A 23,037-nucleotide genomic window follows, 5' to 3' on the forward strand; every position below is an offset into this window, starting at 1 on the left:
CCCATGAAAACGATTCGATTCGCGCTGTTGACGTGCGCCTTGCTGAGCCTGTCCGCGCAGGGCGCGGCGCAGGCCGAACCCTATCCGGGCGACAAACCCATCAAGATCGTCGCGGCCTTCTCGCCGGGAAGCGCCACCGACACCAGCGCCCGCATCATCGCGGAAGAACTGCGTCGCGATTTGAACGCCAACGTGATCGTGGAGAACAAGCCCGGCGCCCAAGGCCTGATAGGCACCGAATACGCGGTGCGTTCTCCCGGCGATGGCTACACGCTGACGATCTCCAGCAGTTCGTTGAACTCGATCAATCCGGGGCTGTTCAAGAAGCTGCCCTACGATGCGCAGAAGGACTTCAGCCACGTGTCGCGCTTGACCACCATGCCCATGCTGCTGCTGGTTCGCGCGGATGGCCCGTACAAGGACTTGGCCACGTTCGTGAAGAAAGCGGCCTCGGGCTCCTTGAACTACGGCTACGGTTCCCCGGGCGGGCAGGTCGGCGCGGCGGCGTTCAACCGCATTGCCGGCGTGCGCGCGGAAGGCGTGCCGTACAAGAGCCAGCCCCCGGCGCTGACGGATTTGGCGGGCGGGCAGGTCGATTACGTGATGGCGGACCTGTCGGTCGCGACGCCGCTGCTGCGCGGCGGCAAGCTGCGGGCGCTGGCCATCAGCACCGAGCGCCGGCTGCCGGACCTGCCGGATGTGCCGACCTTTGCCGAAACGGGATATCAGGATTTCGACCTGGTGGTGTGGGTGGGCCTGGCCGGTCCCGCCGGCATCCCCCAGCCGATCCTGGAGCGCTTGAACAAGGCGGTGAACGAGGCGCTGGCGCGTCCCGAGGTACAGCAGAAGTTCGCCACCCTGGGCATGACGGCCGCGCCGAACACGCAGGCGCAACAGCAGGCGTTCGTCGAGGCGCAGCTGGGCACCTGGGGCCGCCGCATGCAGGAAGCGAACATCAAGCCGGAATAGGCGGCATTGCGCCCTGGCTGCGCCGGGGCTGCCGCTATGCGTAGACGGCGCTGTCCTGGCCGTCCCAATGCCCGCTGACCAATTGCTCGGGCCGGCTCTGCGCGACGACCCGCGCGCAGGCGGCCCAGGCGTCCAGGCGGACGCTCAGGCCGGCGTAGATGCCGTGGCCCGCGCCGGCTTCGATCACGCCTTCGGCCTGTACGCCTTCGCCTGCCCGGATCGCGCCTTCGGCGCGGATGTCCTCGCCGGCGATCAGGCCCCAGCCGGAAGCAAGGTGCTCGCCGCACTGGATGGAGCCGCCGGCCTGGATGCCGCAGGCGGCGTCGATTTCCTTTTCGGCGCGCACGTCGCCGCCGGCCTTGATGCCCTGGCCGCATTTGATGGCGCCTTGCGTCTGGATGTCCTGTCCGGCATGCAGGTGGCCGGTCACGGCCAGGTCCTGGCCGGCGCAGATGTCCCATTTGGCGCGCACGTTGCCGCCGCAATCCAGGCGCGTGGCGGTTTCGATGCCCCAGTCGGCGCTGACGTCGCCGCCCGCGCGCAGATTGCCGCCGCAGGCGATGTTGGCGCTGGCGGTGATGTTTTCGCCCGCCTGGATGGTTTCGCCGGCGCGGATGCCGCCGCCGGTGACGATGCTGCGGCCGGCGCGCACCACGCTGTCCACGTTGATGCCCATGCGCACTTCCAGCGTGCCGGCGAAGACGATGGCATTGGCATCGACCGAATCCAGCCGCAGCACCGCGTCGGTGGGGCCGAACTGGTCCAGCAGCCAGCAGGCGTCGCTGACGCGGCCGTCAGCGACCAAGGCGTCAAGCACGGCCTGGTAGTCTCCCTGGCCGTTGTGGTCGCGGATGAACCATTTGTAGCCGCCCGCGCAGGGGTTCTTGGCTTTGACGAAATTCTTGGTGAGTTGCATGGCGCTTGGAATAGGTCGGTGCGTGGCCTGGCCGCAAGCCTCCGTTGGCGTTGCGGATAGAGGGACGAGACGCGGAGCCCGGCCACGCGGCTGGGCGTCCGCCGGCCGGCAGCAAGGCTGCCGGATGCGCGGATGTGCGCAGGCAGCCGGCGGCGGGCCGGTGCAGGAATCAGAAAGGGGGAAAGCGGGCGATTAGCCGGGCTTGGAGCGGGCGTAGGCGGAGCGCGCGGCGACTTCCTGCGAGCTCAACAGGGTCGAGCGCAGGGCGCAAAGCGCGCAGGCGGCGCAGGGAGGGGGAGAAAGATGGGATCGCACGGTCGCACATGCTACCACCGGGGCGATTGCAGTCAAGCGCGGTCCTCGCAACGGCAGCGGCGCAAGGCGGGGGGTGAAAAAAAGCCGGCCTGGAAAACAGGCCGGCTTTCGGGGTGGCGCCGGCCTGGGCCGGCGCGCTGTCCGCTAACGATCAGTTGGTCGACTGGATGTTGCGTTCCTTGGCGATGCGCTGGCGCAGTTCCAGCTCGCGCTTGATCTGGGCGGCGTATTCGGCGGGCGTGTTGCCGTCCACCAGCGAGCCGCCGTCGGCCAGGCGCTGCACGATCTTCGGATCCTTGAGCGCCTTGACGGTGGCGTCATGGATGCGGTCGATCACGGCCTGCGGCGTGCCGGCGGGCGCGACCAGGCCGTACCAGGCCATGTTATCCATTTCCGGCAGGCCGCCTTCGGAGAAGGTCGGCACGTCCGGAAGCGCCGGCAGGCGCTTGGGCGCGGCCACGGCCAGGGCGCGCAGCTTGCCGGCCTGGATGTGGGGCATGGACGAGGGCAGGTTGTCGAACTGGGCGTTGACCTGGCCGGCGATCACGTCGTTGAGGGCCGGGCCCGAACCGCGGTAAGGCACATGCACCATATCCGTCTTGGTCAGCGACTTGAAGAGTTCGCCGTCCAGGTGGCCGATGCCGCCCGCGCCCGAGGATGCGTAAGCGTACTTGCCGGGATTGGCCTTGAGCAGGGCGATGAATTCGGCCAGGGTCTTGGCCGGCACCGCCGGGTTCACCGTCAGCACGTTGGGGACGTTCACCATATTGGTGATGGGGACGAAGTCCTTCAACGGGTTGTACGGGTTCTTGGGGTTGGTGGCCGGGTTGGTGGCCATGGTGCTGACGGTGGCCACGCCCAGGGTGTAGCCGTCAGGCGTGGAGCGCGCCACGGCGTCGGCGCCGATCGAGCCGCCGCCGCCGCCGCGGTTTTCGACCACCACGGCCTGGCCGAGCTCACGGGTCAGGCCTTCGGCGACGATGCGCGCCACGATGTCGGTAGTGCCGCCCGCGGCGAAAGGTACGATCAGGCGGATGGGCTTGTTGGGGTAGGGGTCGGCTGCTTGCGCGGCGGTGGTGAGGCAGAGGCCGGCGATGGCGGCGGCCAGGACGGCCTTGGCTTGGGACAGCATGGTCAAGAGTCTTCTCCAGATTATTTGAATTTCCGACCCGGCCGGCTTCTTGGGCCGGCGTCGGTGAAGCCTGCCGCGCCGGGATGCTGGCTTGGCGGAGCCTCGTGGGCGCCATTCCACACAGTAAATTTCCGCCGGTCAACCCGGATAGACCCTGGCTTGTCCAGGGTTATTTTTTTATGGCGCCGTTGCCCGAAGAAGACGGGAATAGACCAAAAAATCCAATGCTGACAAAGATATGAACAGCTTCGGGAATATTTCAATTGCGCAAGGATTGCGCATCGATCTTGCCGTCATCCGCATCGTAAACACATAAATCTCTGCATAACTTACAAGAATCTGATATTTTTCGTATGAGATTCTTGGCCGGTCTTGCAAGAAAGCTATTGCGTTTGTTTCTGTCTGCGCCGTTCAATGGCGTTGGTTGATGTCCCCCGCGGGGCAACGTGTAGTGCAGCGACGCACCGGGCCAGGGTTCCGTCCGTTTTTCAATCCCCGGTCTGTTCGTCTTTCGCTGCCTTGCGCTGGCGGGAGGGGGCCCGGACACTCTCGGAACGCCATGTCGCTGATCCTGATCCTCGCTCTGCCGTTCGCCGGCAGCCTGTGCGCCGCGCTTCTGCCATCCAACGCCCGCAATGCCGAGGCGTGGCTGGCGGGCCTCATCGCACTGGTCTGTGTGGTACTGGTCATCAGCCTCTATCCGGACGTCGCCAACGGCGGCGTGGTCCGCTTCGACATGCCCTGGGCGCCCGCGCTGGGCCTGCAGTTCACCCTGCGCATGGACGGCTACGCCTGGCTGTTCGCGCTGATCGTCTCCGGCATGGGCGCGCTGGTGGTGCTGTATGCGCGCTATTACATGTCGCCGGAAGATCCGGTGCCGCGCTTTTTCTCCTTCTTCCAGGCCTTCATGGCCGCCATGCTGGGCGTGGTGCTGTCGGGCAACCTGATCCAGCTGGTCATGTTCTGGGAAATGACCAGCCTGGCGTCCTTCATGCTGATCGCCTACTGGCATCACCGCCTGGACGCGCGCCGCGGCGCGCGCATGGCGCTGACGGTCACGGGCGGGGGCGGGCTGTGCCTCCTGGCCGGGGTGCTCATCCTGGGCCATATTGTCGGCAGCTATGACCTGGACCGGGTGCTGGCCGCGGGCGACCTGGTGCGGGCCGACCCCTGGTATCCGGCCGTCCTGATCCTGGTGGCGCTGGGCGCGCTGACCAAGAGCGCCCAGTTTCCCTTCCATTTCTGGCTGCCCAATGCCATGGCGGCGCCCACGCCGGTATCCGCGTACCTGCACTCGGCCACCATGGTGAAGGCCGGGGTGTTCCTGCTGGCGCGTTTCTGGCCGGTGCTGTCGGGCACCGACGAATGGTTCTGGATCATCGGCGGGGCGGGGCTGATCACGCTGGTGCTGGGCGCCTATGCCGCCATTTTCCAGCAGGACATGAAAGGGGTGCTGGCGTACTCCACCATCAGCCATCTGGGGCTGATCACGCTGCTGCTGGGCCTGAACAGCACGCTGGCGCTGGTGGCCGCCATCTTCCACATGATCAACCACGCCACCTTCAAGGCCTCGCTGTTCATGGCGGCGGGCATTGTGGATCACGAGACCGGCACGCGCGACCTGAGCCGTTTGTCCGGCCTCTACAAGGCCATGCCGATCACCGCCACGCTGGCCATGGTGGCGGCCGCCTCGATGGCGGGGGTGCCGCTGCTCAATGGCTTCCTGTCCAAGGAAATGTTCTTCGCCGAGACCACCTTCGTCAGCGGCGACCGCATCACCGAGATCGGCCTGCCGCTGGTGGCCACTATCGCGGGTGCGTTCAGCGTGGCCTATTCGCTGCGCTTCATCCTGCAAGTGTTCTTCGGCCCGCCGGCCACCGACCTGCCGCGCGCCCCGCACGAGCCGCCGCGCTGGATGCTGTTCCCCAGCGCGCTGCTGGTGGCGATCTGCCTGCTGGTGGGCGTGGTGCCAGGCCTGACGGTCGGCCCGTTCCTGGCGACTGCGGCCCAGAGCATCCTGGGGCAGGACATGCCCGAGTACAGCCTGGCCGTCTGGCACGGCCTGAACCTGCCCCTGGTCATGAGCCTGGTCGCGACCACGGCCGGCATCCTGCTCTATCTGGCCCTGCGCGCCCACCAGCGCGCCAATCCGGGCCGGGTGCCGTTCATCTACCGCCTGGACGGCCGCCGCAGCTTCGAGGCGCTGCTGGACGGCTCCAGCGTGGCCGCTGCCTGGCTGCTGCGCTGGCTGGCGTCCTCGCGCCTGCAGGTGCAGATGCTGCTGATCGTGCTGGGCACGCTGTTCGTGGCCTGGCTGCCGCTGCGTGCGGGCGGCTGGCTGGATGGCGCCGGCCGCATGACGCCGATCGATCCGGCCTTCGCGCTGTTGTGGCTGGTGGGCGCGGGCTGCGCGCTGGCCGCCGCCTTCCAGGCCAAGTACCACCGCCTGGCGTCGCTGGCGCTGGCCGGCGGCGCAGGGCTGATCACCTGCCTGACCTTCGTCTGGTTCTCGGCGCCCGACCTGGCGCTGACCCAGCTGTCGGTCGAAGTCGTGACCCTGGTGCTGTTGCTGCTGGGCCTGCGCTGGCTGCCGCGGCGCATCGCGCAGGATGAAGACGAAAGCCTGAAGGTCACGCTGCGGGCCCGCGGACGCCGCCTGCGCGACCTGCTGCTGGCGGGCGCCGCCGGCACCGGCATGGCCGCGCTGGCCTACGCGGTGCTGGTGCGGCCGCAGGGCGACACCATTTCTTCGTACTTCGTCGACCGCGCGCTGCCGGACGGCGGCGGCACCAATGTGGTCAACGTGATCCTGGTGGACTTCCGCGGCTTCGATACCTTCGGCGAAATCACGGTGCTGGGCATCGTGGCGCTGACCGTCTACGCGCTGCTGCGCCGCTTCCGTCCGGCCGCCGAAAGCGCGGACCTGCCGCGCCAGCAGCTCGACCAGGATGGCGGCGTGCCCGACGCGCCGGACATCAAGTCGCTGGTGCCCGCCGGTTCCATGATGGTGCCCACCGTGCTGGTGCGCCTCTTGCTGCCCACCGCCGCGCTGATTTCCGTGTACTTCCTGCTGCGCGGCCACAACGAGCCGGGCGGCGGCTTCGTCGGCGGATTGATCTTCGCCACCGCCGTCATCCTGCAATACATGGTCGGCGGCGTGTACTGGGTGGAGTCGCGCAGCCGGCTCAACCCGCAGCATTGGATCGGCCTGGGCCTATTGTTCGCCGGCGCCGCGGCGGTGACCGCGTGGTTGGCCTACAAGCCCTTCCTGGCGGCGCTGTCCTGGGATCTGGCGTTGCCGCTGATCGGCCACGTGCACCTGTCCAGCGTGCTGCTGTTCGACCTGGGCGTCTACATGCTGGTCGTGGGATCCACCGTGCTGGTGCTGGTGGCGCTGGCTCACCAATCGCTGCGCGCGCAACGCAAGGCCGCCGCCGAAATCCAGGCGGCCGCCGCACAAACAGGGGAAGCCTGATGGAATTGATATACGCCATCGCTATCGGTGTCTTGGCTGGCTCGGGCGTCTGGCTGCTGCTGCGGCCGCGGACCTTCCAGTTCATCATGGGCCTGTCGCTGGTTTCCTATGCGGTGAACCTGTTCATCTTCGGCATGGGCCGGCTGACCTCGGGCCGTCCGCCCGTGGTCGATCCGGCGGTGGCCCATGATCCTTCCTGGTATGCGGATCCGCTGCCGCAGGCGCTGGTGCTGACGGCCATCGTGATCGGCTTCGCCACCACCGCGCTGTTCCTGGTTGTGCTGCTGGCCTCGCGTGGCCTCACGGGTACCGACCACGTTGATGGACGGGAGTCCCAATCTTGAATTTTTGGCTGCAACACCTGCCCGTATTGCCCATCATCACGCCGCTCGCGGCGGGCGCGGCGATGCTTCTGCTGGCGGATACCCGCCGCTATACCCGCGGCGCCATTGCGCTGGTTTCGACCCTGGGCCAGCTGGCCGCCGCCATCGCGCTGCTGGTGGTGGCGGGCGGCGGCGTACCCGGCGTCTGGCCCGACGGGGTAGGGGTCTATCTGGTGGGCGACTGGCCCGCGCCTTTCGGCATCGTGCTGGTGGTCGACCGCCTGGCCGCGGTGATGCTGACCCTGACCGCGGTGCTGGGACTGGCTACCTTGGTCTATGCGCTGGCGCGCTGGGACCGCGCCGGTGTGCATTTCCATTCGTTGTTCCAGTTCCTGCTGATGGGCCTGAACGGCGCGTTCCTGACGGGCGACCTGTTCAACCTCTTCGTATTCTTCGAGGTGCTGCTGGCCGCGTCCTATGGCCTGTTGCTGCACGGCTCGGGCGTGGCGCGCGTCAGCGCCGGCCTGCAGTACATCGCGGTCAACCTGGTGGCCTCGTTCCTGCTGCTGATCAGCATCGCGCTGATCTACGGCGTGACCGGCACGCTGAACATGGCGGACCTGGCGGTGCGCGCCGGCAACCTGGCGGGCGCGGACCGCATGCTGTTCGAGGCGGGCGCAGCCATCCTGGGCGTGGCCTTCCTGGTCAAGGCGGGCGCCTGGCCGCTGAACTTCTGGCTGGTCAAGGGCTACGGCTCGGCCGGCGCGCCGGTCGCGGCCATGTTCTCCATCATGACCAAGGTCGGCATCTACGCGCTGCTGCGCATCGGCTCCTTGCTGCTGCCCACCGGCGCGCCGGCGGCCTTCAGCCTGGACTGGATGTTCGCGGCGGGGCTGGCCACGCTGCTGTTCGGCGCCCTGGGACTCCTGGCGACCCAGCAGCTGGAAAAGATGGTCGGTTACTGCGTGATCGTATCGGCTGGCACGCTGCTGACCGCGCTGGGCATGCCGGGCGTGACGCTGACGGGACCGGCGCTGTTCTACCTGCTCAGCTCCGTGCTGACCACGGGCGCGTTCTTCCTCTTGGCCGAACTCATCGAGCGCACCCGCAGCTTCGGCGCCAACGTGCTGGCGGTGACCCTGGACGCGTTCGACCTGGACGATCCGGCCTCGCTCAACCGTTCCGACGACGTGGTGGGCGTGGCCATTCCCGCGGCCATGGCCTTCCTGGGCCTGGCCTTCATTTCCTGCGCCTTGCTGGTGACCGGCCTGCCGCCGCTGTCGGGCTTCGTCGCCAAGCTGTCGCTGCTGTCAGCAGCGGTGTCGGCCGCCAACGAGTCGGCCGTGCCCATGGACGCATGGATATTGGTGGCCGCGGTGCTGCTGTCGGGGCTGGCCGGCCTCATCGGCCTGGGCCGCACCGGCATCCGGGTGTTCTGGGCCAGCGATGACCGCAGCACGCCGCGCCTGCGCTTGATCGAAGCCGGGCCCGTGGCGGTGCTGTTGCTGCTGTGCGTGGGCCTGGCGGCCGGCGCCGGCCCCGTGTCGGCCTATCTGGACGATGCGGCGCGGTCGCTGGACCAGCCCAAGTCCTACATCGACGCCGTCATGTCCGCGCAGACCGTGCGCGGCCTCAAGGGAGGAAGCTGATGCGCCGTCTCTACTTCCTGTTCCTGCCCGTCTACCTGTTCGTCCTGTGGCTGGTGCTCAACCAGAGCGCGTCCGCGGGCCAGATCGCGCTGGGCATCGCGCTGGCGCTCTGGTTCACCTGGGCCGCCTCCCGCCTGCGGCCGCTGAAGGCCAAGCCGCGCCGCCTGTGGAAGGCGGTCCCGCTGTTCCTGCACGTGACCGCGGACATCATCAAATCCAATATCGCCGTGGCGCGGCTGATCCTGAATCCGCGCCGCAATGACTTTTCGCCCGGGTTCATCATGATCCCGCTGACCATGCGCGACCCGCACGGCCTGGCGATGCTGGCCTGCATCGTCACGTACACGCCGGGCACCGTCTGGGTGGACCTGACCGACGACCATTGCCTGAAGCTGCACGTGCTGGACCTGCAGAACGAAGGCGACTGGATCAAGCTGGTCCAGGAACGCTACGAGCGCCCGCTGAAGGAGATTTTCGAATGAACAACATACTTTATTGGGCGGCGTCCTTCGCCTTGCTCTGCTTTGCGCTGGGCATGGTCTTCGCCGCCATCCGGCTGCTGCGCGGTCCCACCGCGCAGGACCGCGTGCTGGCCCTGGACACGCTGTACATCAACGGCATGCTGACCATGCTGGTGTTCGGCATCCGCTCCGGCACCTCCGTGTATTTCGACATTGCGCTGCTGATCGCCTTGTTCGGCTTCGTGGGCTCCACCGCCATGGCGCGCTTCCTGCTGCGCGGCGAGGTGATCGAGCCATGATCGACGCCCAGATCCCGCTGTGGGCCGCCATACCGGCCAGTGTCCTGCTGGTGTTCGGCGGCCTGCTTGCCCTGACCGGTTCGGCCGGCCTGCTGCGCTTCCGTACCTTTTATGCCCGCATCCATGCGCCTACCTTGGGCAACACCATGGGTTGCGGTTGCGTGCTGGCGGCGTCGATCCTGGTGTTTTCGGCGCTGTCGTCGCGGCCTGTGTTTCATGAAGTCATCATCACGCTGCTGCTGATCGTGTCTTCGCCCGTGACCGCCATGCTGCTCATGCGCGCCGCAACCTACCGCAATCGCCTCAGCAAGGCCGACGCCGAGCGCGACGCTAGCTAAGGCGACAGGCAGGGTATGTTGCGTCGCGGCAATTGAAACGTAGTCTTACGATTTCACGTCGCTGGACATGTAGCGGAAGCGTCATCGTGGGATAGTGGGTAACGGTTCAATCAACTTCAAGGAGCTGACCATGACTACACGACCCATGCATGTCAAACGCCTCGCGGCGACGCTTTGTGCCGCTGGCCTGATGTTGGCCGCGGGAGCGGTCCACGCGGCTGATGCGACCGGCCGCGGCTCAGCTCAGTCCCAGTATCAGCAGGATGTGGCGGCATGCAAGAGCGGCGCCACCGGCCAGGACCAGGCCGCCTGCATGCGCGAAGCCGGCGCGGCGCGCCAGGAAAGCGGCCGCAACAACCTCAAGGACGGCAGCAACGACCAGCTGCAGCAGAACATGCTGGACCGCTGCAACCGCCTGCCGGCCGCATCGCGCCAGGACTGCGTGACGCAGATGACCTCGCCCACCAATGTGCGCGGCAGCGTGCAGGGCGGGGGCGTGCTGCGTGAAACCGTGATCCAGGTGCCGGCCGACACCGTGCCGCCCGCGGCCGGCGCGCCGGGCATGGCGCCGGCGCCCGGGGCGCCCATGACCTCGCCGGTACGCCAGTAAGCGACAGCCGGAACAAGGGCCGCCAGGGCGGCCCCGCTCGGACCTCCAGGGGCGCAGCCGCCGCCACATTCAGGCAAAATGGCGGCTGTCGCCCCTTTTTCACGCATATACATGTCCGACGTCATCGCCCTGATTTTCGACTTCGACGACACGCTGGCCTCGGACAGCACGTCCGGCTTCCTGGAAAGCATGGGCGTGGACACGGCATCCTTCTGGAAGGATGAGGTCGATCCGCTGCTCTCGCAGCAGGACTGGGACCCCGTGCCCGCCTACCTGTACCAGATGATCCAGCTGTCGCAATCGGGCAAGCACGGCCTCATCACGCAGCAGCGCCTGAAGGACTGGGGCGCCCGGCTGGAACTGCACGACGGCGTACCCACGCTGTTCCAGCGGCTGCGCGCCGCGGTGCGGGCCGAACAGCCGCAAGTGCAGCTGGAGTTCTACCTGATTTCCAGCGGTATCGGCGACGTGGTCCGGTCCACCCCCATTGCGCACGAGTTCACCGAGATCTGGGCGTCCGAATTCATTTACGGCGCGGATGGCGGCATCGCGTTTCCGCGCCGCATCGTCAGCTTTACCGACAAGACCCGCTACCTGTTCCACATCCAGAAAGGCATCATCGGCCGCGATTTCCGCAACAAGCCCTTCGAGGTCAACCGCAAGGTGCCCGAGGACCGCTTGCGGGTGCCGTTCGACCAGATGGTGTTCGTCGGCGACGGCTACACCGACATCCCGTGCTTTTCGCTGATCCGCCGCGCCGGCGGCTTCGCCTTCGGCGTGTGGGACCCCAAGCATCGCGACAAGCGCAGCCGGGCCTGGGGCTTCATCGAAGAGGGCCGGGTGTCCAACCTGAACCAGGCCCGCTACGACGAGCACGCCGAACTCTACCAGTGGCTGGAAGAGGCCGTGACCAGCCTGGCCGGCCGCATCGCACTGAAGTCCCGGGTGTACCGTGGTTGAGGCTATCCCGATGGCGGCGGTCCAACCCTGGACCGCGCAGGACGCCAGCTTCATGGAACTGGCGCTGCAAGAGGCCCAGGCCGCCTATGACATCGGCGAGGTGCCGGTGGGCGCGCTGGTGGTGTCGGCACAGGGCGACATCCTGGGACGCGGCTACAACCGCACCATCATCGACCACGATCCCACCGCCCACGCCGAGATCGTCGCCTTGCGCGGCGCCGCGCGCGCGCTGGAAAACTACCGTCTGCCGGGCATCACCGTGTACGTCACGCTGGAGCCTTGCGTCATGTGCATCGGCGCCATGCTGCATGCGCGGCTCGCGCGCGTCGTGTTCGGCGCCTACGACCCCAAGACCGGCGCCTGCGGCAGCGTGCTGGACGTGGGCTCGGTCCCCAAACTCAATCATCACACCTCAGTCACCGGCGGCGTGCTGGCGGAACCTTGCGGCGATCTGCTGCGCCGGTTCTTCCGCGAACGCCGCAGCAAGGAATCCGCAGCATGAGCAAATCCCAAGGCGCCAAGGCGCGCGGCGCGAAAGCGGCCGCCGCGCACGACCATGACCACAACCACGATCATGGTCATGCAGGCCACGAATGTGATGAAGACTGCGGCCATGACCACAGCCACGCCCACGCGCTGCCCGACGCCCGCGGCATCTACCTGATCTCGCCGTCTTCCGCGGTGCGCGATCCGGCCGCCGTCGAGCTGGCGCGCGAAAGGCTGCAGCAGCAGGGCTTCAAGACCGCCGTCGACCGTACCGCCTACGCGCAGCACCAGCGCTTTGCCGGCACCGACACGCAGCGCCTGGCCAGCCTGACGCGCGCCGCCAAGCAGAAGCTGCCCATCGTCATGGTGACGCGCGGCGGCTACGGCATGGGCCGGCTGCTGCCTGCCATCGACTGGAAGGCCATGGCCGACAGCGGCAAGCGTTTCGTCGGCATGAGCGACTTCACCGCCTTCAACCTGGGCCTGCTGGCGCAGACCGGCGCGGTCAGCTATACCGGCGCATCGGCGGTCTACGACTTCGGCGGCAAGAAGGTCGACGACCTGACCGAAGCCCTGTTCGGCGAGATCATGCGCGGCGAGCTGGAAATCCTCAGCTTCGAAACCCAGGACGCCGATGCGGTGGATTGCCGCGGCATCCTGTGGGGTGGCAACCTGGCCATGCTGACGTCCTTGCTGGGCACGCCCTACATGCCCAAGGTGCGCGGCGGCATCCTGTTCCTGGAAGACGTGGCCGAGCATCCTTACCGCATCGAACGCATGCTGATCCAGCTGGCGCAGGCCGGCATCCTGGGCAAGCAAAAAGCCATCGTGCTGGGCCGCTTCACGGACTACAAGCTGGCGCCGCACGACAACGGCTACGACCTGCACGAAGTGGTGGCCTGGCTGCGCAAGACGGTCAAGGTGCCGGTGGTGACGGGGCTGCCGTATGGCCATGTCGCCACCAAGGCGACGCTGCCCATCGGGCAGAAGGTGGGCCTGGCCACCGAAAAGGGCATGGCGCACCTGGTGCTGGACGAACACACGCACTAAAAAAGAAAAGGGGCGCCGAGCGCCCCTTTCTCATTGCTACTTGAACAGCCTGTCGACCAGCGATTGCGCTTTCTGCTCGCTGCGTCGCTTGGCCTCGGCCTGCTCGGCGGGCGACTGGGCCGCCTTGCTGCATTCCCCGGCATAGCTCGCGAAGCGCGACGCGCATTCCTGCGCCAGCTTGCGCGCCTGGTCCCAGCCCTGGGTCTGGCCGTAGAAGCGGATGGCTTCAGGCCATGCCAGCGCCGAACCGCGGAAGTACTCGAAGCCCTGGCCCATGATCCTGGCGGCCGGCCCGGATTGGCCCGCGCCCAGCAGATTGTTGGCGCGCAACACATACACCTGCCAGGCGCGGTCCTGTTCCGACGCCAGATTGCGGTCCAGCAGGGCGGACCCGCGCGCGCCGGATTCCGCCTGCGCCATGCTCAAGGTCAGCAAGGGCAGGGCGTGCGTGGCGCTGGGGCCGGATGCGGCCTGGGCCGCGAGCTTGCGGGCGCGCGGGTAGTCCTGGGCCTGCAAGGCCTGCTGCGCCTCGGCCGCGGTCTGGTAGTTCTTCAGCAGCGCGGCCGTGCGGCGTTGCGCGCGGGCCTTGTTCCAAGGCGCCGCTGCCGCCGGGGGCCGAGGCTTGCCCGCCATCAAGGGCATGACCTGTTCGGTCAACGCAGCCAGGCGCGCGCCGGTATCGGGATGGCTGACGGTCAGCTTCTTCCAGATGTCGTCCAGGCCGGTGCGCAAACCTTCACTGGCCCCGGCGACTCCAGAATTCAGCGAGGCCTGCATCTCGGTCAGGGGGGCGATGTTGTTGCCCTTGGCCGCCTCTTGCTTGCGGGTGTTGTCGGCCGCCGCCTGTTTGATCTGCTCGAGCATGCGCTGGCGCGCTTCGGCCTGGACCTTGGCGTTCTCGGCTTCCCAGGTGGCCTGGCGTTCCAGGAACGCCTTGAAGCCTTGGGTATATGAGTAGCCCAGTTCCAGGCTGACGGTGGCGCCGAAGCGGTCGGCGTTTTCCTCCTGCTGCCGGCCCCAGGCCGGCACCAGCATGTTCTTGCCCAGCGTATACGAAGCGATCACGCTGTCCACGGGGCTCCAGCCAGTGGCGCTGCCGGCCTTCCGAGCCAGCGCCACGCCCACGGCCGCCAGCGTCGCGACCTGGTCGCCCGCGGCATTGACCGATTCCATCTGGTGGTAGTCGAGGTAGATGTGGCCGAATTCATGGGACAGGATGGCGACGATCTCGTCCTCGGATTCCGCCGAGGCCAGCCAGCCCATGGACAGGTAGATGTTGCCCGCGCCGGTGCTGTAGGCTTCCAGCGCCGATGACGAGGTCACGTGGACCGCGCCCGGCCAGCCGGGCACGCCCGCGGCGTTCTTGATCCGGCCAAGCAGGCCGTTCAGGTAGGTTTCCATCTCCGGCATGGCGACCAGGCCCATGCCCTGGGCGCGCTGGTTGCGCGCGTCCAGGCTGGCGTCGGGCCATTGCCGGTCGGCGGGAGGCGGGGGCAATTGGCCGGCCGTGACCGAAAAACCCTTGCCTCCGGGAAGCGTGGAGCAGGCGCTCAGCAGCAGCGCGCCAGAGACGGCGGCCATGCGCAGGATGTGGGAGGATCGCATGGGCGGCTCAGCGGCAGACGTTCTCGCCCGCGCCCGCGGTCGAGCCGGTGGGCGGCGGCACGCCCTTGATCACCGGCCCGCATTGCGCGGCGGAACCGCGCGCGATGCGCACGTGCATGCTGTCCACCCAGTAGTCCTTGCCGTCGATCTTGACGTGGTAGAACTCATTGGCTTCTTCGAGCACGGGCCAGGGCATGCCCTGGCCGTCGGACTTGGCCGCGGGCGCGCCGCCGTCCGACTTGGCGTACAGCGGCACGGGCTTGAGGTTCAGGCCGACGATGGCGTCGGCCGCCGCGGCGCTTGCGCCAGTCAGCGCCAGGGCGGCCGCAGCCAGCGCGGTGATCAGGGAGGAGGGCTTGGGCATGCGTTTCTACTCCTGTTGCGGGCGGGTAGCCGATGGCTCCCGCGCGGGTGTCGGGGACGCCGGCGCGGAAGCGGCATCCGGTTTGCCAAAAAGAAAGGCGGTGGCGCGATTGGTCCAGCCGAGCCAGTGCGCGGCCAGGGCCATGATCGCCAGGTCGACGATGGGCAGGGTGCCCACGTTCAGCCAGCGCTGCGCAAGCAGCACGATGTACAGCACGATGAGCGAGGACAGGACGATGGCGGCAGCCTTGCGCAGCAGCAGCAACGTCGCGACGCAGAGCTTGGATGCCAGCCAGCGCGCCAGCCACAGGCGCGCGGCGCGGTCGCGCAGCAGGGCGGACAGGCGCCCGGCCTTGGCCTTCCAGCCGCCGCCAGTGTGCGCGGCGGGCGGCAGCGGCAGGGCGGGCGCGTCGGCAAACAGTCGCCATTCGGCGGGCGGGGCCAGCAGCCGGCCGCCCAGCCGCGTATTGCCGCGCAGCCATTGCGCCAGCCAATGCAGGAAATGGGCCAGCATGACGACGGGGATGCCCAGCAGCCACAGGACATTGGGCGGCCAGATCTCCCATTCGAGGGCGCGCTTGTAGTCGTCCTGATAGGTCAGCAGATTGTCCAGGGCCATGGCGTGCATGAATACGCCGGGAATGGCGTCATGCACCGGCGACAGCACGGTGTCGTTGAAGCCGCTGAGCGCGGCGCCGATCATGACGTAGCGGCCCGTGAGCATGTCGGCCAGGCGGGCGCCGTCGGCATCCGGCGCGCGCAATTCGGACAGGGTCAGCGCGCGCGTGTACGGGCAGATGGGCTGGGCGGCGTTCGGGTCGCCCAGCAGGCTGCGCAGATAGGATGGCAGCATTTCCACATAACCGCCGCGGGCCTGCCGGCATTCCATGCTGAAGCGGCGCTGGTCCAGGTTGTCGACGCCCCAGGTCAAGGCCATGGCTTCGCGGGTGGGCGTGATGGATACGCCGGCCGCGTCCTGGGCGATGGCCAGCGCCGCGCTGCGCGCATGTTCGCCCGACCAGAGCGGGTAGCTCCATACCAGTCGGTCCACCTTGCTGGGGGTGTAGCGCACGTCGACCATGGTGAAGCACGGCTTCTCGCCCGCGGGCGCCTCCAGGCCCGAACGCAGGCGCAGGTCGCCCTGCGCATCGGGCAGCGCGGCCAGAAACACCGGGATGTTGGCGTCGCGCAGTTCGCACAGGGCGGCGGCCAGCTCGGGCAGGGTCGGGTCGTCGCGCTCGCGCCCGAAGGTGATGTCCAGGAAGATGGCCTTGGGCTTGTGGATCAGGCCGATGTTGCGCAGCCAGCGCGCATGGGTCCGGTAAGGCACGGGCCAGGCGCCTTTCTGCTGGTCCAGGGAATCGTCGTCGATCAGGACGACCGTGGTGTCGTTGCGGCGCGCAATGTCGTAATGGCCCCCGACCAGCCGGGCCTGGAGCCGGGCCGCCGCATAGGTGAGCAGGTCGGAACTGGGGGTGAGCCGGGGCGTCGCCCACAGCATCACGATCGCCACGATGGCCGCCACGATCAGCGACCGGCCATAGGAAAGCTCGACTTTCTCGGAGGAGTGGTTGGCGTCTGCCACGTAGCGGGGGAGCTGGGTTGCAACCGCCTGACGGGCCTGGCGGCCGTAGGCGCTGAGTCACCCGCAATAGTACCCCAATTAATACAAATATTTACGTTATGACATTAAATGGCATGCTGCATTTCCAGATGCTTCAGGCGGCGCTCTGCCGCGCCTGGATGCGATTCACGGATGCTTGGTACACTATCGGGTTTCTCCGCATGCGTCCCCGGACGCCAAAAGACTCAAACATACCGTGATCTCCACCGCCAATCTCACCATCCAGTTCGGTCCCAAACCCCTTTTCGAGAACGTCAGCGTCAAGTTCGGGGAAGGCAACCGCTACGGGTTGATCGGGGCCAATGGTTCCGGCAAGTCGACCTTCATGAAGATCATCGGCGGCGACCTGGAACCCTCGGCGGGCAACGTGTCGCTGGAGCCGGGCGTGCGCCTGGGCAAGTTGCGCCAGGATCAGTTCGCGTTTGAAGACCTGCGCGTGCTGGACGTGGTCATGATGGGCCACACCGAGATGTGGGCCGCCATGTCCGAGCGCGACGCCATCTACGCCAATCCGGAAGCGACCGAAGACGACTACATGCGCGCGGCCGACCTGGAGGCCAAGTTCGCCGAGTACGACGGCTACACCGCCGAAGCCCGCGCCGGCGAACTGCTGCTAGGCCTGGAAATCGCCGTCGACCAGCACAACCTGCCCATGCGCGAAGTGGCGCCGGGCTGGAAGCTGCGCGTGCTGCTGGCGCAGGCCCTGTTCTCGAACCCGGACGTGCTGCTGCTGGACGAACCGACCAACAACCTGGACATCAATACCATCCGTTGGCTGGAGAACGTGCTCAACAGCTACCAGAGCACGATGATCATCATCAGCCACGACCGCCACTTCCTGAACCAGGTGTGCACGCACATGGCCGACGTGGACTACGGCGAGATCCGCATTTATCCGGGCAACTACGACGACTACATGCTGGCCTCGACCCAGGCCCGTGAGCGCCTGGTGGCCAACAACGCCAAGGCCAAGGAACGCGTCGCCGAATTGCAGGACTTCGTGCGCCGCTTCGCCGCCAACAAGTCCAAGTCGCGCCAGGCCACCTCGCGCCTGAAGCAGATCGACCGTATCAAGGCCGACCAGGTCGTGGTCAAGCCCTCGTCGCGCCAGAATCCGTACATCCGCTTCGAGCAGAACAAGGTCATGCACCGCCTGGCGGTCACCGTCGAAAACCTGTCCAAGGCCTACGACGCGCCCGTCATCCGCAAGTTCTCGGCGATGGTCGACGCGGGCGAAAAGATCGCCATCATCGGCGCCAACGGCGTGGGTAAGACGACCCTGCTGCGCTTGCTGGCAACCGATCTGCAGCCAGATTCGGGCGAAGTGAAGTGGTCCGAAAACGCCGACCTGGGCTACATGGCGCAGGACGTCTCCGACCAGTTCCTGCAGACCGACATCAACCTGCTGGACTGGATGGGCGACCATCGCCAGCCGGGCGACGACGACCAGTCGATCCGCTCCGTGCTGGGCCGCCTGCTGTTCTCGGCGGATGACCTGCCCAAGGCGCCCAAGGTGCTGTCCGGCGGCGAAAAGAACCGCATGACCTTCGGCCGCCTGATGCTGGGCCGGCACAACGTCATGCTGCTCGACGAGCCCACCAACCACCTGGACATGGAATCGATCGAGTCGCTGCAGTTCGCGCTGGAAAAGTACGAAGGCACGCTGGTGTTCGTGTCGCACGACCGCGAGTTCGTGTCCGGCCTGGCCACGCGCGTGATCGAGATCCTGCCCTCGGGCGAGATCGTCGACTACCGCGGCGGCTACGACGACTACCTGAGCTCGCGCGGCATCGACGGCTGAGGCCGGCGCAGACCGCGGCCGGAAGACCCTGGCCGCGGTTCCGCATCCGCCTTACATGCCTATGGTCATGCCGCCATTGGCATAGAGGTGCTGTCCCGTCATGTACGAGGCGGCATCCGACAGCAGGAAGCACACCGGCCACGCCACCTCTCCAGGCTGGCCAAAGCGGCCCAGCGGGATCTGCGACAGATAGGTGTCGCGGAACTTGTCCCCCCGTATGGTCTCCGTCATGGGCGTTTCCACCACGCCGAAGCCGATGGTGTTGACGCGTATCCCATACTTGCCCCATTCGCGCGCCGCGCTCATCGTCAGGCCCAGCACGCCCGACTTGGCCGCGGCGTAGTTGATCTGGCCTATGGTGCCGCGGCGGCCCGCGTCCGAGGTGATGTTGACGATGGAGCCGCCCGGCTTGCCCGTTTCGCGCGCCGCCGCCAGCATGTGGCGGCCGACGGCCTGCAGGAACTGGAAGGATCCGGTCAGGTGCACGTCGATCACCTTTTGCCAGGCTTCCTGGGTCATTTTTTCTATCATTGCAGTGCGGGTGACGCCCGCGTTGTTTACCAGGCCGTCGACCGCGCCGTAATGCTGCGCCGCGCGCTCGACCGCCAAGGCCGCGAATGCCGGGTCCGACACGTCGCCGGCCAGGGTCAGCAGCTGGCCTTGCGGCGCCTCGCGCTCAAACGCGGCGAGCGCGTCGGCGTTCATGTCGACGGCGGTCACGCGCGCGCCCAATTGCATGGCCAATTCGCTGATGGCGCGCCCTATGCCCTGGGCGGCGCCCGTTACGATGATGCTGCGCTGGTCCAGCAGAAAAGCAGTGTGGTTCATGGTTTTCCTTGTGGAGTTCAAAGCGTTTCGGCCGTGCCCAGGATCAGCGTGGCCTGGCTGGAGAGTTCGCCGCCGTTGCCGTGCGCCAGCGCCAGGCTGGCTCCCGGCACCTGGCGCGCGCCGCCCAGGCCGGCCAGCTGCACGTAGGCTTCGACCATGGTGAACAGGCCGTACATGCCGGGATGCACGCAGGACAGGCCGCCGCCGTTGGTATTGACGGGCAGCTCGCCGCCCGGCGCGATGCGGCCGCCTTCGACGAAGGCCGCGCCTTCGCCCTTGGCGCAGAAGCCCAGGTCCTCGAGGAACAGGATGGGGTTGATGGTGAAGGCGTCGTACAGCTCCAGTACATCGATGTCCTGCGGACGCACGCCGGCCTGGGCGAAGGCGCGCGCGCCGCTGCGCGTGGCGGCCGTTACCGTCAGGTCGGGCATGTTGGTGATCTCGCGGTGGTCGGTGGCCGCGGCCGCGCCCAGCAGGTAGGCGGGCCGGGCGCAGTGGTCGCGGGCCCGGTCGGCGCGGGTCATCACCACGGCGGCGGCGCCGTCGGTGACCAGGCAGCAGTCGCGCACGCTCAAGGGTTCGGCCACCATGCGGGCCGACAGGTACTGCGCCATGTCCAGGGGTTCGCGCATGTAGGCTTCGGGATTGAGCATGGCCCATTGGCGGGCGGCGATGGCCACCGCGCCCAGCTGTTCGCGCTTCAGGCCGTATTGGTGGGCGTAGCGCGAAGCCGCCAGCGCATACGCGCCCACCGGACGCGCCAGCCGGTAGGGCGCTTCGTTGGGGGCAGGGCGCATGGAGCTCACCAGCTTGCCCGCGCCGCTGCGCTGATTGCTGCCGTAGGCGATCAGCGCCACGTCGCATTGCCCCGCTTCCAGGGCCAGCGCGGCCCACATGGCGTGCGTCAGGAAAGACGATCCGCCGGTGCGGTTGTTCTCGGTCAGGCGAGGCGAGATGCCCAGGTATTCGGCAAAGCCCAGGCCGGACATGAAGTCATCGGGCAGGCCAATGAAGAGGCCATCGACCTGGTCCGGGCGCAGCCCCGCCTGGTCCAGGGCCGCAAGACTGGCCTGGACCGCCAGGTCCATCGAACTCATGCCCGGGGTCTGGCCGATGCCATAGGTGGCGGCGGCGACGATGGCGGACTTGCCGCGCGGGAAACGGTCTTGGGTCATGCTTGCTCCGCCACGGGTTCGAACACCAGCACGCCGCATCCGGCCTCCTGGACGACGCGGGCGCGCACCCGGGCGCCGACGCGCACCTCCTGCGCCGGAATGTCGTCCACCCGCGACATCAGCCGCGGCCCTTCGTCCAGGTCTACCAGCACCACGCCGTAGGGCGCTTCGGGCGGCCGGGGATGGATGACGGTGGCGGCGTAGATGCGCCCCAGGCCGCTCGGGGCGGCCCATTCCAGATCGCGCGAGCCGCTGCGCGGCGCGGCCACGCGCGGATAGAAGAAAAATTCGCCGCTGGCGCGGTCGCGCTGCAGCATGAAACGGCCTTCATTCAGATAGGCCTCGTAGCGGGCCTGCGGGCCCGGTTCGGCGGTTTGGGTTGGCGTGGGCATGTCGTTCAGTCCCATTTGTAGGCGGGGGGCAGTTTTTCCACGAAACGCCGGGCGGCTTCGCGGTGGAAGGCGCTGTCGCGACAGATGGCCTGGGCCATGGCTTCCTGCGTGTAGATGTCTTCGCGGCTGGACTCGAAGGTCCGGTTCATGATGGTCTTGGCCAGGCCCAGCGCCTGCGTCGGAGCGTTGTGAAAGCGTTCGGCCATGGCCAGCGCCTGTTCCAGCGGATCGCCGTCGCAAAGCGCTTGCACCAGTCCCAGTTCCAGCGCTTCCTCGGCGTCGCAGACCCGGGCCGTGAACACCAGCTCCTTGGCGCGCGCCAGGCCGACGGCGCGCGGCAACAGATACATGCCCAGCATGTCGGGCACATAGCCGAGGCGGGCGAACACCGCGCAGAAAGTGGCGCCGCGCCGCGCGATGGCGTAGTCCGCGCACAGCGCCAGCGACAGGCCGGCGCCGAAAGCCACGCCCTCCACCGCGCTGATGACGGGTTTTTCCAGGTCCACCAACGCGTCGTACCACTGGTGGATCTTGCGGATGCGAGCGCGCCCCTCGAAGGCGTCCAGGCCCTGGGCGTGCGCCTGCGCGATGGACTTGATGTCGCCGCCGGCGCAGAAATGCCCGCTCGATCCCGTCAGGACGACGGCCTTGATGCCGTCATCCTCGCGCAGTTCCGGGAGGGCGCGCGCGAACGCCTCGCGCATTTCCAGGCTGAGCGCGTTGCGCTGGTCGGGGCGGTCCATGGCCAGCACGGCGGTGGCGCCGTGGCGGGTGATCTTCAGTGTCATGCCTGCTCCTTGCCTGTGTGATAGGCGATCTGCGTGAGCCAGCGCGCGACCAGCGCGGGCCTTTGCTCGCCGTCGATATCGATGCGCACGTCCCACGCCAGCCGGGCCTGGCCGTCCGGCAGTTCGTCGACGGAAGTCAGCGCAAACGCGCCGCGCACGCGAGCGCCGGCCTTGACCGCCTGGGTGAAGCGCACGCGGTCAAAACCGTAGTTCACCGCCAGCCTGCGGTTCGGAAAGCGCATCGCCGACGCATACAGGCTGGGCAGCAGCGAGAGCGTCAGCAAGCCGTGGGCGATGGCCGCGCCGTAGGGCGATTCGGCCTGCGCGCGCTGCGGGTCCATATGGATCCACTGCGTGTCGCCGGTGGCCAGGCCGAAGCGGTTGATGGTGTCCTGGTCGACCGTCTGCCAGGGAGTCAGCGCGGGAGGCTGTCCGGAGAAGGCGCGCAGCGCCTCGATGGAGTCCAAGGTGATCATGGCGGCCTCTTTACTGAGCCTTCAGGCCCAGGTCGCGGGCGACCGGCAGCCAGCGGTCGCGCTCGGCCTGGACGAAGGCGGCGAACACCTGGGCGTTGCCCGGCATGGCCACGGCTCCAATACTGGCGAGCTTGCGCTGCAGTTCCGGCTGCGCGAGCGCCTGGTTGACGCCGCGGTTCATCTGGTCGACCACGGCGGCCTGCGTGCCGGCGGGCGCAACCAGGCCGAACCAGGCGCTGGCATCGATGCCGGGATAGCCCAGTTCGCCGGCGGTAGGCACGTCGGGCAGGCCGGCGAAGCGCTTGTCGTCGAGCACGGCGAAGGGGCGGATCTTGCCAGCCTGCGCCTGCGTCATGCTGGAGGGCAGGGCGTCGAACATCATGTCGGTGCTGCTGCCCATCAGGCCGACGATGGCGGGCGCGCTGCCCTGGTACGGCACGTGCGTGACCTGGAAGCCCAACTTGCTGACGGCGTATTCGCCGGCAAGATAGGTGATATTGCCGGTGCCGGCGGAGCCCATGGTCAGCTTGCCGGGGGATTGCTTGCCCAGGGCTATCAAGGCCTTGACGTCGCGCGCCGGCAGGTCATGGCGGACCACCAGCAAGAGCGGCGATTTGGCCATGCCCGAGACCGGGACGAAGTCCTTGGCCGGGTCGTAGGTCATCTTCGCGTAGAGCGCCTGGTTCACCACCAGCGGGGCGTTGGAGCCGACGAAGAAGGTCTTGCCGTCGGGCTTGGCGCGGGCGACGTAATCGGCGGCGATCATGCCGGCCGCGCCCGGCTTGTTCTCCACGATGATGGTCGCGCCGCCGCCCTTGCTCATTTCCTGCGCCACCAGGCGCGCGATCTGGTCGGCGGCGCCGCCCGGCGGGTAAGGCACGATGAAGCGGACGGGCGCATCCTGGGCCGATGCGGGGGCGGCCACAAGGGCAGCCAGGGTCAAGGCGCCGCAGACTGCGGCGGTGGTGATGCGCATGGTGGTGTCTCCTGGGTTGTTGTCGT

General features: G+C 67.6%; 23 protein-coding genes. 12 read left to right on the forward strand and 11 right to left on the reverse strand.

Going from position 1 to position 23,037, the window contains the following annotated elements:
- Window positions 1–3: 3 nt before the first annotated feature.
- Window positions 4–969 (forward strand): Bug family tripartite tricarboxylate transporter substrate binding protein, encoded by a 966-nt coding sequence (locus IAG39_RS15105; RefSeq protein ID WP_059380063.1) that lies wholly within the window; start codon window positions 4–6, stop codon window positions 967–969.
- A 34-nt stretch (window positions 970–1,003) separates the two neighbouring features.
- Here IAG39_RS15105 and IAG39_RS15110 read toward each other — a convergent pair whose 3' ends face one another.
- Both IAG39_RS15110 and IAG39_RS15115 read right to left on the reverse strand, forming a co-directional pair.
- The gene (locus IAG39_RS15110; RefSeq protein WP_059380064.1) at window positions 1,004–1,885 is read right to left on the reverse strand and encodes a hypothetical protein; all 882 of its coding nucleotides are present in this window, start codon (window positions 1,883–1,885) and stop codon (window positions 1,004–1,006) included.
- A gap of 466 nt (window positions 1,886–2,351) precedes the next feature.
- Window positions 2,352–3,332: a Bug family tripartite tricarboxylate transporter substrate binding protein gene (locus IAG39_RS15115; protein ID WP_059380100.1), complete on the reverse strand. Its 981-nt coding sequence runs from the start codon at window positions 3,330–3,332 to the stop codon at window positions 2,352–2,354.
- Window positions 3,333–3,891: 559 nt separating this feature from the next.
- Here IAG39_RS15115 and IAG39_RS15120 point away from each other — a divergent pair.
- The 10 genes from IAG39_RS15120 to IAG39_RS15165 all read left to right on the forward strand — a co-directional run bounded on the left by IAG39_RS15120 (window position 3,892) and on the right by IAG39_RS15165 (window position 12,983).
- Window positions 3,892–6,807 carry a monovalent cation/H+ antiporter subunit A gene (locus tag IAG39_RS15120; RefSeq protein ID WP_059380065.1) on the forward strand — a complete coding sequence of 972 codons (2,916 nt, stop codon included), beginning with the start codon at window positions 3,892–3,894 and terminating at the stop codon, window positions 6,805–6,807.
- Window positions 6,807–7,151, forward strand: a complete 345-nt coding sequence (locus tag IAG39_RS15125) for a Na+/H+ antiporter subunit C (RefSeq protein ID WP_013394081.1) — start codon at window positions 6,807–6,809, stop codon at window positions 7,149–7,151. The genes IAG39_RS15120 and IAG39_RS15125 overlap by 1 nt, the downstream gene beginning before the upstream one ends.
- The gene (locus IAG39_RS15130; protein WP_059380066.1) at window positions 7,148–8,779 is read left to right on the forward strand and encodes a monovalent cation/H+ antiporter subunit D; all 1,632 of its coding nucleotides are present in this window, start codon (window positions 7,148–7,150) and stop codon (window positions 8,777–8,779) included. The genes IAG39_RS15125 and IAG39_RS15130 overlap by 4 nt, the downstream gene beginning before the upstream one ends.
- Window positions 8,779–9,261 (forward strand): Na+/H+ antiporter subunit E, encoded by a 483-nt coding sequence (locus IAG39_RS15135; RefSeq protein WP_059380067.1) that lies wholly within the window; start codon window positions 8,779–8,781, stop codon window positions 9,259–9,261. Before IAG39_RS15130 ends, IAG39_RS15135 begins: the two co-directional genes overlap by 1 nt.
- Window positions 9,258–9,539 (forward strand): K+/H+ antiporter subunit F, encoded by a 282-nt coding sequence (locus tag IAG39_RS15140; protein WP_013394078.1) that lies wholly within the window; start codon window positions 9,258–9,260, stop codon window positions 9,537–9,539. Before IAG39_RS15135 ends, IAG39_RS15140 begins: the two co-directional genes overlap by 4 nt.
- Window positions 9,536–9,877 (forward strand): monovalent cation/H(+) antiporter subunit G, encoded by a 342-nt coding sequence (gene mnhG, locus IAG39_RS15145; RefSeq protein ID WP_059380068.1) that lies wholly within the window; start codon window positions 9,536–9,538, stop codon window positions 9,875–9,877. The genes IAG39_RS15140 and mnhG overlap by 4 nt, the downstream gene beginning before the upstream one ends.
- Window positions 9,878–10,007: 130 nt before the next feature.
- On the forward strand, window positions 10,008–10,487 hold the full coding sequence (locus IAG39_RS15150) for a hypothetical protein (protein ID WP_118932060.1): 480 nt from the start codon (window positions 10,008–10,010) through the stop codon (window positions 10,485–10,487).
- Between the two features lie 111 nt (window positions 10,488–10,598).
- Entirely contained in the window at window positions 10,599–11,447 is an 849-nt protein-coding gene (locus IAG39_RS15155) for an HAD family hydrolase (RefSeq protein ID WP_059380070.1), read from the forward strand.
- Between the two features lie 10 nt (window positions 11,448–11,457).
- A complete protein-coding gene (gene tadA / locus IAG39_RS15160; RefSeq protein WP_059380071.1) occupies window positions 11,458–11,949 on the forward strand; it encodes a tRNA adenosine(34) deaminase TadA in 492 nt (163 codons plus the stop codon).
- On the forward strand, window positions 11,946–12,983 hold the full coding sequence (locus IAG39_RS15165) for an LD-carboxypeptidase (protein WP_118932059.1): 1,038 nt from the start codon (window positions 11,946–11,948) through the stop codon (window positions 12,981–12,983). The genes tadA and IAG39_RS15165 overlap by 4 nt, the downstream gene beginning before the upstream one ends.
- 36 nt (window positions 12,984–13,019) lie before the next feature.
- On the opposite strand, the gene IAG39_RS15170 is transcribed toward IAG39_RS15165, so the two are convergent.
- From IAG39_RS15170 to IAG39_RS15180, 3 genes are read right to left on the reverse strand one after another with little or no spacing between them, the layout of a single operon-like run.
- Complete coding sequence (locus IAG39_RS15170; RefSeq protein ID WP_059380073.1) at window positions 13,020–14,588, reverse strand: M48 family metalloprotease; 1,569 nt, start codon at window positions 14,586–14,588, stop codon at window positions 13,020–13,022.
- Between the two features lie 7 nt (window positions 14,589–14,595).
- A complete protein-coding gene (locus IAG39_RS15175; protein ID WP_059380074.1) occupies window positions 14,596–14,952 on the reverse strand; it encodes a hypothetical protein in 357 nt (118 codons plus the stop codon).
- 6 nt (window positions 14,953–14,958) lie between these two features.
- Window positions 14,959–16,536 carry a CHASE2 domain-containing protein gene (locus tag IAG39_RS15180; RefSeq protein ID WP_118932058.1) on the reverse strand — a complete coding sequence of 526 codons (1,578 nt, stop codon included), beginning with the start codon at window positions 16,534–16,536 and terminating at the stop codon, window positions 14,959–14,961.
- Between the two features lie 235 nt (window positions 16,537–16,771).
- Here IAG39_RS15180 and IAG39_RS15185 point away from each other — a divergent pair, with 235 nt between their 5' ends.
- Window positions 16,772–18,376: an ABC-F family ATPase gene (locus IAG39_RS15185; protein WP_059380076.1), complete on the forward strand. Its 1,605-nt coding sequence runs from the start codon at window positions 16,772–16,774 to the stop codon at window positions 18,374–18,376.
- 51 nt (window positions 18,377–18,427) lie between these two features.
- Here the strand turns inward: IAG39_RS15185 and IAG39_RS15190 are convergent, their stop codons facing one another.
- Genes IAG39_RS15190 through IAG39_RS15215 form a run of 6 tightly spaced genes read right to left on the reverse strand, consistent with a single transcriptional unit; the run spans window position 18,428 to window position 23,011 of the window.
- Window positions 18,428–19,204, reverse strand: a complete 777-nt coding sequence (locus tag IAG39_RS15190) for an SDR family NAD(P)-dependent oxidoreductase (protein ID WP_059380077.1) — start codon at window positions 19,202–19,204, stop codon at window positions 18,428–18,430.
- Between the two features lie 17 nt (window positions 19,205–19,221).
- Entirely contained in the window at window positions 19,222–20,379 is a 1,158-nt protein-coding gene (locus IAG39_RS15195) for a thiolase (RefSeq protein WP_059380078.1), read from the reverse strand.
- Window positions 20,376–20,771 (reverse strand): Zn-ribbon domain-containing OB-fold protein, encoded by a 396-nt coding sequence (locus IAG39_RS15200; protein WP_118932091.1) that lies wholly within the window; start codon window positions 20,769–20,771, stop codon window positions 20,376–20,378. Before IAG39_RS15200 ends, IAG39_RS15195 begins: the two co-directional genes overlap by 4 nt.
- Before the next feature lie 5 nt (window positions 20,772–20,776).
- On the reverse strand, window positions 20,777–21,559 hold the full coding sequence (locus tag IAG39_RS15205) for an enoyl-CoA hydratase/isomerase family protein (protein ID WP_118932057.1): 783 nt from the start codon (window positions 21,557–21,559) through the stop codon (window positions 20,777–20,779).
- On the reverse strand, window positions 21,556–22,035 hold the full coding sequence (locus IAG39_RS15210) for a MaoC family dehydratase (protein WP_059380080.1): 480 nt from the start codon (window positions 22,033–22,035) through the stop codon (window positions 21,556–21,558). The genes IAG39_RS15205 and IAG39_RS15210 overlap by 4 nt, the downstream gene beginning before the upstream one ends.
- 10 nt (window positions 22,036–22,045) lie before the next feature.
- A complete protein-coding gene (locus IAG39_RS15215; RefSeq protein WP_118932056.1) occupies window positions 22,046–23,011 on the reverse strand; it encodes a Bug family tripartite tricarboxylate transporter substrate binding protein in 966 nt (321 codons plus the stop codon).
- Window positions 23,012–23,037 lie beyond the last annotated feature (26 nt).

This window comes from Achromobacter xylosoxidans, assembly GCF_014490035.1.
GTDB classification, from domain to species: Bacteria; Pseudomonadota; Gammaproteobacteria; order Burkholderiales; family Burkholderiaceae_B; genus Achromobacter; species Achromobacter bronchisepticus_A.

What these genes read in the sequence shown, in the direction of transcription:
- IAG39_RS15105 (WP_059380063.1), top strand. Translation starts at nt 4, where the DNA reads ATGAAAACGATTCGATTCGCGCTGTTGACGTGCGCCTTGCTGAGCCTG.
- IAG39_RS15110 (WP_059380064.1), bottom strand. Translation starts at nt 1,885, where the DNA reads ATGCAACTCACCAAGAATTTCGTCAAAGCCAAGAACCCCTGCGCGGGC.
- IAG39_RS15115 (WP_059380100.1), bottom strand. Translation starts at nt 3,332, where the DNA reads ATGCTGTCCCAAGCCAAGGCCGTCCTGGCCGCCGCCATCGCCGGCCTC.
- IAG39_RS15120 (WP_059380065.1), top strand. Translation starts at nt 3,892, where the DNA reads ATGTCGCTGATCCTGATCCTCGCTCTGCCGTTCGCCGGCAGCCTGTGC.
- IAG39_RS15125 (WP_013394081.1), top strand. Translation starts at nt 6,807, where the DNA reads ATGGAATTGATATACGCCATCGCTATCGGTGTCTTGGCTGGCTCGGGC.
- IAG39_RS15135 (WP_059380067.1), top strand. Translation starts at nt 8,779, where the DNA reads ATGCGCCGTCTCTACTTCCTGTTCCTGCCCGTCTACCTGTTCGTCCTG.
- IAG39_RS15140 (WP_013394078.1), top strand. Translation starts at nt 9,258, where the DNA reads ATGAACAACATACTTTATTGGGCGGCGTCCTTCGCCTTGCTCTGCTTT.
- mnhG (WP_059380068.1), top strand. Translation starts at nt 9,536, where the DNA reads ATGATCGACGCCCAGATCCCGCTGTGGGCCGCCATACCGGCCAGTGTC.
- IAG39_RS15150 (WP_118932060.1), top strand. Translation starts at nt 10,008, where the DNA reads ATGACTACACGACCCATGCATGTCAAACGCCTCGCGGCGACGCTTTGT.
- IAG39_RS15155 (WP_059380070.1), top strand. Translation starts at nt 10,599, where the DNA reads ATGTCCGACGTCATCGCCCTGATTTTCGACTTCGACGACACGCTGGCC.
- tadA (WP_059380071.1), top strand. Translation starts at nt 11,458, where the DNA reads ATGGCGGCGGTCCAACCCTGGACCGCGCAGGACGCCAGCTTCATGGAA.
- IAG39_RS15165 (WP_118932059.1), top strand. Translation starts at nt 11,946, where the DNA reads ATGAGCAAATCCCAAGGCGCCAAGGCGCGCGGCGCGAAAGCGGCCGCC.
- IAG39_RS15170 (WP_059380073.1), bottom strand. Translation starts at nt 14,588, where the DNA reads ATGCGATCCTCCCACATCCTGCGCATGGCCGCCGTCTCTGGCGCGCTG.
- IAG39_RS15175 (WP_059380074.1), bottom strand. Translation starts at nt 14,952, where the DNA reads ATGCCCAAGCCCTCCTCCCTGATCACCGCGCTGGCTGCGGCCGCCCTG.
- IAG39_RS15190 (WP_059380077.1), bottom strand. Translation starts at nt 19,204, where the DNA reads ATGAACCACACTGCTTTTCTGCTGGACCAGCGCAGCATCATCGTAACG.
- IAG39_RS15195 (WP_059380078.1), bottom strand. Translation starts at nt 20,379, where the DNA reads ATGACCCAAGACCGTTTCCCGCGCGGCAAGTCCGCCATCGTCGCCGCC.
- IAG39_RS15200 (WP_118932091.1), bottom strand. Translation starts at nt 20,771, where the DNA reads ATGCCCACGCCAACCCAAACCGCCGAACCGGGCCCGCAGGCCCGCTAC.
- IAG39_RS15205 (WP_118932057.1), bottom strand. Translation starts at nt 21,559, where the DNA reads ATGACACTGAAGATCACCCGCCACGGCGCCACCGCCGTGCTGGCCATG.
- IAG39_RS15210 (WP_059380080.1), bottom strand. Translation starts at nt 22,035, where the DNA reads ATGATCACCTTGGACTCCATCGAGGCGCTGCGCGCCTTCTCCGGACAG.
- IAG39_RS15215 (WP_118932056.1), bottom strand. Translation starts at nt 23,011, where the DNA reads ATGCGCATCACCACCGCCGCAGTCTGCGGCGCCTTGACCCTGGCTGCC.